Origin of the sequence: Nostoc sp. NOS(2021) (assembly GCF_017115025.1) — a bacterium.
Taxonomy (GTDB): domain Bacteria; phylum Cyanobacteriota; class Cyanobacteriia; order Cyanobacteriales; family Nostocaceae; genus Nostoc.
The window spans coordinates 1-11712 of sequence record NZ_JABXKM010000166.1; the positions used below are offsets into that span (position 1 = coordinate 1).

Sequence of the window (11712 nt, forward strand, 5' to 3'; positions counted from 1 at the left end):
CTCCCCACTCCCCACATTTATGTCTAATGAGATTACGATTCAGGTAAATGGGGAAACCCATAGCTGTTCGTTTCCAACTTATTTACCCGATTTGCTCCAACAATTGGGTTTTAACCCCCGCTTGGTGGCTGTAGAGTATAACGGCGAAATTTTACACCGCCAGTTTTGGACGCAAACAAAAGTGCAACCAGGCGATCGGTTAGAAGTGGTAACTATTGTTGGTGGTGGGTAGTTAAATAATTCGTAATTCGTAATGACGCTCGCGGACTCGCTAACGCTGCGCTAACGTAATTCGTAATTAAGGAACGTGGATTAAATAAAATGCAAAACTTCATCCTCTATCTAGCTTCCCTCTCCAATATATCGGAGAGGGATTGAGGGTGAGGTAAGCCAGGGACATAAATTGGACTCAGATCCCCGACTTCTTAGAGAAGTCGGGGATCTCGTTGTTCACAAAATCGGGTTTCTTCCCTCTGATTTATATAGCGATCGATGAAGGGTTCTACGCTTGGCTAATTCTTTACCTTTGCGGCCGAGTTGCTCACGTAGTTGTTGGTCTTTGCACAACCGATTGAAAGCTTGAAAAACTTCATAACCAGAATTAGGATTAACCAATATCCCATTCTCTTCATGCTGAACTGTGTCTAGAACGCCACCTAAGCGAGAGGCAATTACAGGCTTACCGAAGTAACTTGCTTCTAAATAAACGACACCAAAACCTTCCATACTATTAGCTTTAGTATCCAATAAAGTCAGCATGGCAAATATGTCGCAAGCTGCATAATAACCTGCTAATTCCCGCTCTGGCACATATCCGGCAAAGTGTACGCGCTTATCTACCCGCAAACGATGCGCCAGAGATTTCAGTTCCGACTCACAACGCCCTTCACCGCAGACTATATAGTGGACATCGACCCCAAAAGTTAGCAATAGTGGGATGTTATCAATCACTCGGTCGAAACCTTTATGTTTTACTAGCCTTCCGACTGAGAGAATAACTATTGCTGTTTCGGGAATATTGTACGTCTGACGCACGCGGACACGTAAATCATCAAGGCTACTTGGACTTGCTACATTGCCAAATTTTTCTGGTCTGATTACTGGGTTAATCACGTGGATAGGAGTATCTAATCGCAAAGCAGTTCTGAGATAGTCTCGTGTATAAGAACTGTTACAAACAATACCTTCGGCTCGTTTGAGTGTTAGTTTAAAGAGCGATCGCAGCACGGGATTGTGTAAAGTACAAAGAAGATCATTGCCGTGCAGATAGATAAAAAAGCGAATAGGTAAGAAATAGCTCAATAGCAACAGTGAAGGAAAGTCATAGCCGTGACCCCACTCTATATAACGGTAGTGATAGCGAAAATAGAGTTTGATTGCTAGCACAAATGAGCAGACGATATTGACCAAAGGCTTCAGGATACTTCCTACACAGCCACTACGCCAGTATCTAGGATAAGACCAGCGATACACGGGAAACTGTTGACTTTCATCAAATACTTTATCTCCTGAGCAACTAGCCGCCAGCACAATAACTCGTTCTGGATCTTGGAGACAGCGATCGTAGATATATTCCCCAATTACAGCTTCTTTCGGCAGGAAGATCCGGGATATGACTAGGATATCTGGGTATGCAGCTTTGTCTCTGATTTCGGCTGTTAGTTGAGAAATATGTTCCATAATCAAGTTGATGACTACATTTCAAATAATTGTTAATTTATTTACAATTAGGATTACTTTCAAAGCCATAATTATTATTATATTTCTTTTAAAACGAATCTGGTAGACAAATTTGAAGGCTATTTTAGAAGATTAGCCACGAAGATTGTTTTTTTATTGTATTAATTTTATTTTTTCTGCAAATCTCTCACTACTTGAGAATTTCTGTGCATGATAAACAAGAAAAGCTAGCACTTGTAGCCAAATTGCTCAGTGAACAACTGTTAGGAAAATTACGAAATTTAGCTACGTTTAATAGAATATCCTGAATACTCTAGACTCTTGTGCCAAAATGCCAAAAAGTTGGCTAAGTATTTGCTCGCTATCTGGTGTCTGGCTGCGATTATTGATGAGCATCACGGACACTTGCTGGACTGATATATATACGTAAACAAAAAACCCAAAAATGTAGTAAATGCTGTTCATAATATAAAAATATCCTCCCACCTGGTGACAAAACAAGTAGGGTGAAGTATTAAAAAAATTAGTCAAAATAATCACTAAAAATTAAAATCATCTGTATAATTCAAAACTGTACTCTAAAAGTGCTAGTCCTAAGAGGTAGCAACAATTGCTCGTAGGCGTAGCCCGTCGTAGACATCGCAAATTTGTGTGATGATGAACATATCTTCAGGTACGGTTCCCCAGTGGAGAAATCCCCCCTGCGATCGCACCCTACCCAACATAAGACGCGGTAAATTGAATATGTAGCCTCTAAAAGTGAATGCTAGAAAGCTTGCTTGTTACGGGCTGGCGTTAGCGAGATACCGCAACACTCCTACCAGCATGGGGAGAAATCATAAATAATTCTGTTTTTCAAGCGATTGTATTATGCGTAAAAAACTACAACAAACCATCAAACCTCTGTTAAAAACCTTCTTAGCCCTAGTCCTGGTGTTAGCTTTGGCTCTTGGTCACGCCGATGGAGCATTAGCAGCCCGGAGTGGGGGTCGGATCGGTGGTGGCTCCTTTAGAGTACCTTCCAGTCGCACCTATACGCCGCGCACCTATGCACCTCCTGGCGGGGGCGGATACTATCCTGGTGGTGGTTTTGGTGGTGGTTTTGGTGGTGGCTTCGGCTTTCCCTTCCTAATTCCCTTCTGGGGTATTGGGGGAGGATTTGGTGGTATATTTACCATCTTAATTTTCTTGGCGATCGCTAATTTCTTATTGCAAACTTTCCGCCGCGTCTCTAGTGGTGAAACGGGTGAAGCAGATTACAGCAGCAACTCTCCTGTTTCTGTAACTCGTTTGCAAGTAGGTTTGTTAGCTCAAGCCCGTGAATTGCAAAATGAACTCAACCACATTGCCGAAACTGCTGATACTAACACCCCAGAGGGGAGAGCAGAAGTTCTACAAGAAGCCAGTCTAGCTTTACTCCGCCATCCCGAATACTTTGTATATGCAGGTGGTGGCACTCAACAAGCCAGTTTAAATTCAGCTGAAAGTCAATTTAATCGGCTATCACTGGCAGAACGCAGCAAGTTTAGCGAAGAAACTCTTTCTAATGTCAACAACCAGCTAAAAGCAGCCCTTGCGAAAGATGCTTTACCCCCGGCTGGTGAACTCGACAACCCCACCCGCTTATTTACCGAAGGCCCTGGTGAATACATTATCGTCACCTTGCTGGCAGCGACACTAGGTAAGTTTGAAATCCCCACAGCGATTAACAGTGCTGATGATTTGCGTCAAGCTTTACGCCAAATTGGTAGTATTCCTAGCGAAAAACTTCTGGCAATTGAAGTTCTTTGGACTCCGCAAGCTGAAAATGATACCCTGACATCTGATGATGTGTTGGCAAATTATCCTGATTTGAGACTTGTTTAATCTCTAAAAAATTTCGCGCTAAAGTGCTAAGGAAAAACTTGGCATCTTGGCGCAACAAATAAGTTTAGAAAACCGCTTGTCATTCACAAGCGGTTTTTTGTAGAGCTTATATCATTTTCAAAAAAATATGCAACACCCATCTGTTTGTCATCAGTGACATCATGTCTGCTTGATTACTTATTAAACCCGAAGAACCCTACCCCGCCAAAGCTGCGTTTTGTCTCCCCTCCCCGCCCGCGGGGAGGGGATTAAGGGGAGCCAGTGCGTTGGGCGGCGAGCCACTCTTGTTGCATCTGGCGTGTGGGGTGCAATGACTATGGGAATCACAACTAATTACCCGGACATGATATGACAGACTAATCCAAGTTCTGGGTTATTAATATGCGGGGCGAAATAAGCCACACACAAGGCTGTTCGTGTGCAGCGTCTCAGTTAAGTTAAATTCTAGGACAAATACCGAATAACGCGGCAGGGATTGCCAGCAGCGACAACATTCTTAGGTATATCTTTGACAACTACACTCCCAGCACCAATGGTTGTGTTATCACCAATAGTTACACCTGGACAAATAATTGCACTGCCACCAATCCAGACATTGTTACCAATGTTAATTGGGGCAGCTAATTCTCTACCAGAAAGACGAATTTCCGGCTCTGTAGGGTGATAAGCAGTATAAATTTGCACATAAGGAGCGCATAAGACATTTTCACCAATGTGAACTGTATTGCAGTCTAAAATTACACAGCCATAGTTCATACATAATCTGTCGCCAGCAAAAATATTACTGCCATAGTCGCAGTAAAAGGGTGGCACAATTGATACTTTGTGACCAATCTTTCCAAATAATTCTTGCAAAATTTGCTGCCGTTGATCTTGCTGTTCTTCTGTTGTAGAATTGTAGCTTCGCAACAGACGACTAGCTCGCTTATTTTCGGCAGCCAATTCTATATCTTCCGCCAGATATAATTCGCCTGCGAGCATTTTCTGTTTTTCGGTTTTTTCCATGACAGACTTATGGGGCTTGTCGATTGTGTAGGATACACCTTAGTAGCGGCTAGAGTAGCATATTCTATCCATATCAAAACCGCCATCAATCAAAATTCCAGTCCAGATAGTTGTGAAGAAAATCAGAGTAATTTGATTGAAGTGGCAGCAGAAAGGACTAATTAACTAAATATGGCATAAGTAGCTTTTCCCTGTCGTTTAGCTCGGTACATAGCAATATCAGCATCTCGCAGCAGAGTTGCAGGCTCCTCATAATTATTAAAATTCCAAGTAATACCAATGCTAGCTGTAGTAGATAATTGATGTCCATTGAGGTTAATTGGCAATCGTAAGGAGTCTTGAATACGTTTGGCAACGTTGATGGCGTCGGTAATGTCTTTAATATCCTCTAAAAGAACAGTAAACTCATCACCACCAAATCGTGCTACAGTATCGCCACTGCGTAAGCACGACTCTAAACGTTTAGCGATCGCTACTAAAAAATCATCCCCTATTCCATGCCCAAAGCGATCGTTAATCTCCTTGAAGCCATCTAAATCCAAAAACAAAACTGCAAAATAATAATCGCTTCTGCGTTTGCTACGTTCAATTGCTTGTCTGAGCCGATCTAAAAATAAAATACGATTCGGCAATGCTGTCAACCCATCATAAAACGCATTGCGGATCAGTTGCGCCTCTGTCTGCTTGCGTTTGGTGATGTCTTGAAAAACTAAAACCGCGCCAGTAATATTGCCATTTTGATCACGGATGGGTGCAACATTATCCCCAATCGCTATTTCTTCGCCATCTTTGCTAATCAATGTACAGTTTTCTGGTAAATTTAAAACTTCACCTGCTTCGATTACATGTGTGGCTAAATTTTCAATTGTTTCTCCTACATTTTTGTCAACTAAGTTAACAACTTCTACTAAATCTTTACCGAACGCTTCACTTTGCTTCCAGCCAGTGAAGCGTTCCGCTATGGGATTCATCATTTGAATACAACCATTTGCATATGTCACAATCACTGCACAGCCCATACTGTTAATAATTGCCGCCAGCCTCTGTTTTTCTTCGTGTAATATCTTTTTGCTCTGATGTTTGTACAGAGCCATTTCAATCGCAAAATGTAAATCACTTTCAATAAATGGTTTGACTATGTAACTAAAAGGCTCACTTAGCTGATTTTTATGTAATGTTTTATATTCAGAACACTCTGTTAGATATACTACAGGCACATGGAAGTGATTCTGGATAATATCCGCTACGTGTACACCGTCAATTTCCCCAGCTAGGCAGATATCAATTAATACTAAATGTGGATGAGTTTCTGCTACTTTTTTTATTACCTCTTCACCAGACTTAGTTATTTCTGAAACGGAATAACCTAATTTTTGTAAACTTTTTCTAATATTTGAGGCTAGGATTTTTTCATCCTCAACAACTAGGATTTTGCGGGCGAACATGTTACAGTAACCTGTTTGCTAAGGTTCAGATTTTTGTTGTGAGTGTCAACTCGATCTAAAAGTTATTATCTTATCATAAACAATCTCTAACTACCCTGTCTTCTTGCTTGATATAAATACTGACTAATGAGCAAATAACATCATGTTATTAACCTCTGATAATTTCTGTGCTTGTCAAAGCTAATTCTGATTAGTTCATGCAGTTAATATCATGTCACTAACATCAAATATAAATTACCATGTAATTACCAGCAATCAAAAACTGATTTTCCAAAATATGCAATAATTTTCCTGAAGAAAAGTATAAATAGTAAGTATAGTATTTATGTAAAAATTAATCAAGAATAAAAGTTCATCAAATCACAGCATACTACTTTCATCTAAATTCAAAAAATAATAGAGTGTGTTGGATGTATATAATATTAATTAATTTCCTAAATTACTACTTAAAATTAATCATTATTTGAAATTAAAGTGTTTAATATTGCTTTGTCTACAAATAGTTTTTGTCTCAACCGGGGTCTAAGTTCCCGTCTGAAACTGTCTGAAATTTTGAATGGTGAGTGAAATGGTATTACTTAAAACTATTTATCGCTTCTGGTTAATACTTAATCACAAATCCTGTGATCTGAAAATATGGAAGTTAAATAGACATAGGAGTGAAAATGACGTAGGCACAATACCCTGCGGGAAGCCGCTTTGCGTCTACATGAATTGTGCCTACCAAGGATTTCGGCCAACGCATAATTAATTTCACCAGATGTCTAATGCTCATCAGCAGATCAGATGATTTTTTAGGTTTTTGAGAACGAGCGGGTGCTGGGGGAAATGGCAGGAAAGATTCTCTTTGTGAGAGACTTCCACGCTCCATGTAAACCCCCTCTCTTTGCTAGCTTATAGATATTGAGAAGAAAAACACGTTTTGTGCTTTAGAGGTTGGACTTACTTTTAGTCAGTTCAATGCTAATTTTGCCATCAAAGTCTGGAATAGGTGCGGCAGGTTTGCTCAGAGTCACTTGGACTTGTGTTACACGATCGCATTCTTGGAGAATAGAATCTGCGATCGTTGCTACCAATTTCTCTACCAAAGCAAACTTAGACGTTTTGACCAGATGTTGTATCAAGCTAATGACGCTGCGATAATCTAAAGTGTCTTCGATCGCGTCAGTCTTGGCCGCTGTGGAGATATCCAACCATAACTTGACATCCACCTCAAACCATTGCCCTAGCACCTGTTCTTCTCGTAGATACCCAGTGTAGCCATAGCCGCGAATTCCCGTTAAATGAATGCAGTCCATAAGAGTTTGAGAGCAAATTGTATATTTTATAGAAACTGGAGCAAGTTTGCTTGGAGATTTTCTTTCCCAGATGGATTTTAAATTGAATTTCCCTAGACAAAATCTAAAATTTCAGATTGTTTAATAGTTATGTTTGATTTGATACCGATCGCCTTTAAAAATGTTAATCAACTTTGGGCTTATATTTTAACAGAGACACTAAAGCGCCTGGGATTGACTTGTGCGATCATTTGTCCTGGTTCACGCTCTACACCCTTAGCGATCGCCTTTGCTCAACAAGTACCTGAGATTGAAGCGATTTCCATTCTCGATGAACGTTCCGCCGCCTTTTTTGCTTTGGGACAAGCTCAAGCAACCGGACGCCCTGTGGTACTTGTTTGCACCTCTGGTACAGCAGGAGCAAATTTTTATTCAGCAGTAATTGAAGCCTCATATAGTCGCGTACCACTGTTGATATTAACCACCGATAGACCGCCAGAATTGCGAGATTGTCACTCTGGGCAAACTGTAGATCAATTGAGATTATATGGAAACTATCCAAATTGGCAAACGGAGTTAGCCTTACCCTCTGCTGACATGGGAATGCTCGCTTATCTGCGACAAACGGTAATTCATAGCTGGGAAAGAACGCAAACTCCTACAAAGGGGCCAGTACATTTGAATATTCCCTTTCGCGATCCCTTAGCGCCTTTTCCTGATGGAACTGACTTGAGTTATTTGCAATCACAGTTTCAACCAGAAGACTTCTTCGCAGGAATAGCAAACCCATTCCCCATGCCCCATGCCCCATACCCCATGCCCAAAGAATGGAAGGAATGCGATCGCGGCATTATTATCGCAGGTGTTGCCCAACCGCAGCAACCACAGGAATATTGTAGAGCGATCGCGCAACTTTCCCAAACTCTCCAATGGCCTGTGCTAGCAGAGGGACTTTCCCCAGTCAGAAATTATGCTGAACTCAACCCTTATTTGATTTCCACTTATGACCTGATTTTACGAAATCAGCAACTAGCAAAGCAGCTAGCGCCCGAAATGGTGATTCAGGTGGGTGAAATGCCTACGAGTAAAGAACTGCGTACCTGGATAGATGCAACGCAACCCCGACGTTGGGTAATTGACAACAGCGATCAAAACCTCGACCCTTTGCATGGGAAAACGACGCATTTACGGATATCTGTAGAAGATATAAAGGCAGAGGAGAGAAATTTATCTTTATCCTCAGACTATGGAAAGAAATGGTGTGATGCGGAAACTCAGGTTAGGTTAGTTGTTGACCAGACGATGGGGAAAATAGATGAAATCATTGAGAGTAAAGCAGCTTGGTTAATTTCTCAGATTTTACCGTCAGGAACGCCTCTGTTTATTGCCAATAGTATGCCTGTGCGGGATGTAGAATATTTCTGGAAACCGAATAATTTAGGAGTGCGATCGCACTTTAACCGGGGTGCAAATGGGATTGATGGCACATTATCTACAGCTTTAGGAATGGCACATCGTCAGCAAAGTAGTGTGATGTTAACGGGAGATTTAGCGCTGTTGCATGACACCAATGGTTTTTTAATCCGCAATAAGTTTGTCGGACATCTGACGATTGTGTTAATTAACAATAATGGCGGGGGAATTTTTGAAATGTTACCCATTGCCAAATTTGACCCACCATTTGAAGAGTTTTTTGGCACTCCCCAGGATATTGATTTTGCTCAATTGTGCGCTACTTATAATGTACAGCATGAATTTATTACTTCTTGGGAACAGTTGCAGCAAAGATTAAACCCACTTCCAACTACAGGAATTCGGGTTTTGGAGTTACAGACAAATCGGAAATTAGATGCAAAGTGGCGACAGGAAAATTTAAGGAAGTTTGCCGCAGATATTGTAATTTAACTATCTCATTAGGTGTTGCTGAATAGTAGTATACAACTATAGCGTTTGTGGTATCAAAGTTAAAAGTACTTTCCCACAAGCATTTAAAATTTTAATTGATTTTTTCTTTAGTTTTTATAAGTTCTTTTCTAGCATCTTGGATATCTTTTTCTTTTCGTGTACTGTGCTTTTCTAGTTGTAATAATTCTTCCTCAAAAAGTTCTACGCTTTTTTTAAAATCTTGGAACGCTCCTTGATAATCTTTCAATTCACGACGGATAAGGGCACGATTAAAATATTCCAAAGCATTGTCTAGTTTATTATTGTAGTCTGGCTGTTTCCAACTACTTTTATCTGTTATCTGATATAAATCAGTTGTACCTTTGCGTTTTTTTTGCGTTATTAAATTTTTATCTTTAAGTTTTTTCAAAGCATATTGAGCTTGTCTAACACTCATATTGCAAATCGCTCCCATTGTCTTAAGGTTAGAGTAACAATCACCTCTACGGGCTATGTGTCCATAAATTCTAAATTCATATGGATCTAAACCATACAAATCTAAATCCATATCAACTGTGATTGGGCGAATTGGTTTTGTTTCTGTATTAGTCATGCAGAATATGCGCCTAAAATAAATAGTTTACTTCATTTCAATAGACTATATGATACGCATAAAGTGCGTATAAAATTCATATTTATTTAGGCATATTTTATACGCATACAATGCACTTTCTTGACATATCTCTTGCGTACCTCTAAGATTAAAAAGAGAGGAGCGGGGTCGGTAAGGACTCTGCTCCTACAGCAAAAATAATTACCTAAAGGAGGTAAAACTTTTGAATCATTATTTCTATTCTACCCAAAGTAGTCCCTATCTGGGAAGCCCAGATAATACTATGCAAGAATTGGCTGCGACTGTTGGATTTATATTAAACCCTCAGCCATTCCTTCCAAACCCCAGCTTATACAATTATCTTTCGTTAATCCCTACAACCCTATTCGCTGTAACTCAGCTAATTGTGGCGATTAAAATGAAAAAGAAATAAGCAAGATAACTAAATGCCGTATACCCAGCATGTTTGCTGGGTGTAAGGGACGCATAAAGTTTTGCACAACCTAGTTACAGCAGTTTGCATTTGAATAGATCACACTCTTGCATTCTCCTCTGCGCCTTTGCGTGAGATACCAATTTTAGCGATCGCTTGTCCATTCTTAGTTTGCCCAATTTGTTATAAAAAATTAGCCAATAAAATTTTTTTAAAATGGACTTGAATCCATATGGTTTCTAATCCATAATAAAGTTATGACATGGGAAATTTCATTTCATGATGAATTTCTGCCTGAATTCTATGAATTAACAACAGAAGTACAGGACGAAATCCTTGCACACGCTAAATTGCTTGAATCAGAAGGGCCACTCCTGCGAAGACCTCATGCTGATACACTTAAAGGCTCTCGACATAAAAATATCAAAGAACTTCGTTTTTATGCAGACGATGGTGTATGGCGAGTAGCTTTTGCTTTCGATCCAAAGAAGAAAGCAATATTACTGGTAGCTGGAAACAAAGCAGGGATAAGTGAAAAAAGATTTTACAAGCAACTGATTGCAAAAGCAGATGCACGATTTGACTCTCATCTTGATGAACTGAAAGAAAAAGGAGAATGAAGTTATGGCAACAAAATTGAGTGATGTAATAGAAAAACTCCCACCAGCACGTCGAGCAAAAATTCAAGCTCGCGCTCAAGAGCTTATTGTTGAAAACATGACACTTCAAGACATTAGAAAAGCCAGAAAGTTAACTCAGGAATCTATGGCAGAACTATTAGGGATTCGCCAAGATAGTGTCTCTAGGCTGGAAAAACGTACTGACCTCCTTCTTTCTACATTGCGTAGTTATGTAAAGGCTATGGGAGGAGAGCTAAAACTTGTAGCAGAATTTCCTGATAGACCTCCTGTGGTTATTTCTGCACTAGGAGAATTAGATGATCAAGCTTCTGAGATAGAAGTAGAATAAGCGATCACTCTCTTTTTCTGCGTGATATTTACCCTTTTGGTTGACCTTTTAACCACCCTTCCAAGTCAGCGATCGCAATCTCAATTCCAATAACGCCGAAGCTAAAGCTTCCAACTGTTGCAGCGATAATGTCTGAATTTTGGCTAAAAGTTCCTCAGCAATTTCACCAAATAGTCGTTTTAACAGTCGGAGGACGAGCGATCGCACTTTTTCTTCCACCGCTTCTGATATACCCGCGTGTCTGCAAATGCTTCTTCACTTCGGGAAACTTTATTTGTAGCCATAATTATTTTACGGAGTGCGTAGGCGTAGCCCACCGTAGGTATCGCTCTTCTCCTCTGCGTCTCTGGGTGAAACTTACCCCCTTACTTCACCTTGTAACCACCCTGACAAATCAGCAAGAGTAGAGAAATCCAACAAAGCATCACCTAAAGCTTCCAACTGTTCCACTGATAACCCTTGAATCTGGGACAGAAGCGCATCAGGAATATTACCCACGCGCCGATTTAATAGTCGTAAAACGATCGTTCTTTCTCCTTC

15 protein-coding genes are annotated in these 11712 nt (G+C 40.3%); 6 read left to right on the forward strand and 9 right to left on the reverse strand.

Features of this window, described 5'->3' with window-relative positions; all coding sequences use genetic code 11:
• The first annotated feature begins 19 nt into the window (after nucleotides 1–19).
• Nucleotides 20–232: a sulfur carrier protein ThiS gene (thiS, locus tag HWQ41_RS20140; RefSeq protein ID WP_292766631.1), complete on the forward strand. Its 213-nt coding sequence runs from the start codon at nucleotides 20–22 to the stop codon at nucleotides 230–232.
• Nucleotides 233–450: 218 nt separating this feature from the next.
• Here the strand turns inward: thiS and HWQ41_RS20145 are convergent, their stop codons facing one another.
• Together HWQ41_RS20145 and HWQ41_RS20150 are read right to left on the reverse strand one after the other, a co-directional pair.
• A complete protein-coding gene (locus tag HWQ41_RS20145; protein ID WP_292766579.1) occupies nucleotides 451–1680 on the reverse strand; it encodes a glycosyltransferase family 4 protein in 1230 nt (409 codons plus the stop codon).
• A 593-nt stretch (nucleotides 1681–2273) separates the two neighbouring features.
• On the reverse strand, nucleotides 2274–2405 hold the full coding sequence (locus HWQ41_RS20150) for a hypothetical protein (protein ID WP_292766582.1): 132 nt from the start codon (nucleotides 2403–2405) through the stop codon (nucleotides 2274–2276).
• Nucleotides 2406–2550: 145 nt separating this feature from the next.
• On the opposite strand from HWQ41_RS20150, the gene HWQ41_RS20155 reads away from it, so the two are divergent.
• Entirely contained in the window at nucleotides 2551–3546 is a 996-nt protein-coding gene (locus tag HWQ41_RS20155; protein WP_292766585.1) for a DUF1517 domain-containing protein, read from the forward strand.
• A 444-nt stretch (nucleotides 3547–3990) separates the two neighbouring features.
• On the opposite strand, the gene HWQ41_RS20160 is transcribed toward HWQ41_RS20155, so the two are convergent.
• On the reverse strand, nucleotides 3991–4551 hold the full coding sequence (locus HWQ41_RS20160; RefSeq protein ID WP_292766588.1) for a sugar O-acetyltransferase: 561 nt from the start codon (nucleotides 4549–4551) through the stop codon (nucleotides 3991–3993).
• Nucleotides 4552–4560: 9 nt separating this feature from the next.
• On the opposite strand from HWQ41_RS20160, the gene HWQ41_RS20165 reads away from it, so the two are divergent.
• Complete coding sequence (locus HWQ41_RS20165) at nucleotides 4561–4716, forward strand: hypothetical protein (protein ID WP_292766592.1); 156 nt, start codon at nucleotides 4561–4563, stop codon at nucleotides 4714–4716.
• Here the strand turns inward: HWQ41_RS20165 and HWQ41_RS20170 are convergent.
• From HWQ41_RS20170 to folB, 3 genes are all read right to left on the reverse strand, one after another.
• Complete coding sequence (locus HWQ41_RS20170; protein ID WP_292766595.1) at nucleotides 4713–5996, reverse strand: diguanylate cyclase; 1284 nt, start codon at nucleotides 5994–5996, stop codon at nucleotides 4713–4715. The two genes, HWQ41_RS20165 and HWQ41_RS20170, sit on opposite strands and share 4 nt — an antisense overlap.
• Before the next feature lie 643 nt (nucleotides 5997–6639).
• On the reverse strand, nucleotides 6640–6867 hold the full coding sequence (locus HWQ41_RS20175) for a hypothetical protein (protein WP_292766597.1): 228 nt from the start codon (nucleotides 6865–6867) through the stop codon (nucleotides 6640–6642).
• Between the two features lie 58 nt (nucleotides 6868–6925).
• The gene (gene folB, locus HWQ41_RS20180) at nucleotides 6926–7294 is read right to left on the reverse strand and encodes a dihydroneopterin aldolase (protein WP_292766600.1); all 369 of its coding nucleotides are present in this window, start codon (nucleotides 7292–7294) and stop codon (nucleotides 6926–6928) included.
• A 129-nt stretch (nucleotides 7295–7423) separates the two neighbouring features.
• Here folB and menD point away from each other — a divergent pair, with 129 nt between their 5' ends.
• On the forward strand, nucleotides 7424–9178 hold the full coding sequence (gene menD, locus HWQ41_RS20185) for a 2-succinyl-5-enolpyruvyl-6-hydroxy-3-cyclohexene-1-carboxylic-acid synthase (RefSeq protein ID WP_292766603.1): 1755 nt from the start codon (nucleotides 7424–7426) through the stop codon (nucleotides 9176–9178).
• Between the two features lie 91 nt (nucleotides 9179–9269).
• On the opposite strand, the gene HWQ41_RS20190 is transcribed toward menD, so the two are convergent.
• Nucleotides 9270–9770, reverse strand: coding sequence for a hypothetical protein (locus tag HWQ41_RS20190; RefSeq protein ID WP_292766606.1), 501 nt, complete (start codon nucleotides 9768–9770; stop codon nucleotides 9270–9272).
• 690 nt (nucleotides 9771–10460) lie between these two features.
• Between HWQ41_RS20190 and HWQ41_RS20195 the strand changes: the two genes are divergently transcribed.
• Nucleotides 10461–10823, forward strand: a complete 363-nt coding sequence (locus HWQ41_RS20195; protein ID WP_292766609.1) for a type II toxin-antitoxin system RelE/ParE family toxin — start codon at nucleotides 10461–10463, stop codon at nucleotides 10821–10823.
• Between the two features lie 4 nt (nucleotides 10824–10827).
• Nucleotides 10828–11172: an XRE family transcriptional regulator gene (locus tag HWQ41_RS20200; RefSeq protein ID WP_292766612.1), complete on the forward strand. Its 345-nt coding sequence runs from the start codon at nucleotides 10828–10830 to the stop codon at nucleotides 11170–11172.
• A gap of 48 nt (nucleotides 11173–11220) precedes the next feature.
• On the opposite strand, the gene HWQ41_RS20205 is transcribed toward HWQ41_RS20200, so the two are convergent.
• On the reverse strand, nucleotides 11221–11391 hold the full coding sequence (locus HWQ41_RS20205) for a DUF4351 domain-containing protein (RefSeq protein WP_292766615.1): 171 nt from the start codon (nucleotides 11389–11391) through the stop codon (nucleotides 11221–11223).
• Nucleotides 11392–11529: 138 nt separating this feature from the next.
• Nucleotides 11530–11712: DUF4351 domain-containing protein (locus HWQ41_RS20210; RefSeq protein WP_292766618.1), on the reverse strand; the 183-nt coding region annotated here is incomplete at its 5' end.

Excerpts from the sequence above, each read along its gene's own strand:
- HWQ41_RS20155 (WP_292766585.1), top strand. The coding sequence starts at position 2,551 with ATGCGTAAAAAACTACAACAAACCATCAAACCTCTGTTAAAAACCTTC.
- HWQ41_RS20200 (WP_292766612.1), top strand. The coding sequence starts at position 10,828 with ATGGCAACAAAATTGAGTGATGTAATAGAAAAACTCCCACCAGCACGT.
- thiS (WP_292766631.1), top strand. The coding sequence starts at position 20 with ATGTCTAATGAGATTACGATTCAGGTAAATGGGGAAACCCATAGCTGT.
- HWQ41_RS20160 (WP_292766588.1), bottom strand. The coding sequence starts at position 4,551 with ATGGAAAAAACCGAAAAACAGAAAATGCTCGCAGGCGAATTATATCTG.
- HWQ41_RS20145 (WP_292766579.1), bottom strand. The coding sequence starts at position 1,680 with ATGGAACATATTTCTCAACTAACAGCCGAAATCAGAGACAAAGCTGCA.
- HWQ41_RS20165 (WP_292766592.1), top strand. The coding sequence starts at position 4,561 with ATGGGGCTTGTCGATTGTGTAGGATACACCTTAGTAGCGGCTAGAGTA.
- HWQ41_RS20195 (WP_292766609.1), top strand. The coding sequence starts at position 10,461 with ATGACATGGGAAATTTCATTTCATGATGAATTTCTGCCTGAATTCTAT.
- HWQ41_RS20190 (WP_292766606.1), bottom strand. The coding sequence starts at position 9,770 with ATGACTAATACAGAAACAAAACCAATTCGCCCAATCACAGTTGATATG.
- HWQ41_RS20170 (WP_292766595.1), bottom strand. The coding sequence starts at position 5,996 with ATGTTCGCCCGCAAAATCCTAGTTGTTGAGGATGAAAAAATCCTAGCC.
- HWQ41_RS20175 (WP_292766597.1), bottom strand. The coding sequence starts at position 6,867 with ATGGAGCGTGGAAGTCTCTCACAAAGAGAATCTTTCCTGCCATTTCCC.
- menD (WP_292766603.1), top strand. The coding sequence starts at position 7,424 with ATGTTTGATTTGATACCGATCGCCTTTAAAAATGTTAATCAACTTTGG.
- folB (WP_292766600.1), bottom strand. The coding sequence starts at position 7,294 with ATGGACTGCATTCATTTAACGGGAATTCGCGGCTATGGCTACACTGGG.
- HWQ41_RS20150 (WP_292766582.1), bottom strand. The coding sequence starts at position 2,405 with ATGTTGGGTAGGGTGCGATCGCAGGGGGGATTTCTCCACTGGGGAACC.